At 36.5% G+C, this 460-nt stretch carries 1 protein-coding gene; it reads left to right on the forward strand.

Going from position 1 to position 460, the window contains the following annotated elements:
• Positions 1-6 precede the first annotated feature (6 nt).
• On the forward strand, positions 7-460 hold a 454-nt coding region (gene tyrS, locus BN338_RS10175; protein ID WP_039762116.1), incomplete at its 3' end, for a tyrosine--tRNA ligase.

The raw sequence follows: 460 nt of genomic DNA on the forward strand, positions 1-460 counted from the left end.
GACTCTGTGTTTGCCTTTAAATCTGATTTTTTACACATTATGAGCGAACGTGGTTTTATCCACCAAATTTCAGATGAAAAAGGCTTAGATGACCTTTTTTTAAAAGAAACAGTAAGCGCTTATATTGGATTTGATCCGACAGCATCAAGCCTACATGCTGGAAGTCTTCTTCAAATTATGATGCTTTATTGGTTACAAAAAACGGGCCATCGCCCCATTGCTTTGATGGGCGGAGGGACAGGATTAATCGGTGATCCTTCTTTTAAAGATGAAGCGCGACGACTTCTAACACAAGATGATATTGCTGAAAATATTAAGGGTATTAAAAAGGTATTTTCTAACTATTTGATATTCGGTGATCAAGAAACCGATGCTTGTATTGTGAATAATGCCGAATGGTTGTGCAATTTAAACTACTTAGAATTTTTGCGTGATGTAGGAAAACATTTTTCTGTCAACC

This window comes from Bartonella queenslandensis AUST/NH15 (assembly GCF_000312585.1).
Lineage (GTDB): Bacteria > Pseudomonadota > Alphaproteobacteria > Rhizobiales > Rhizobiaceae > Bartonella > Bartonella queenslandensis_A.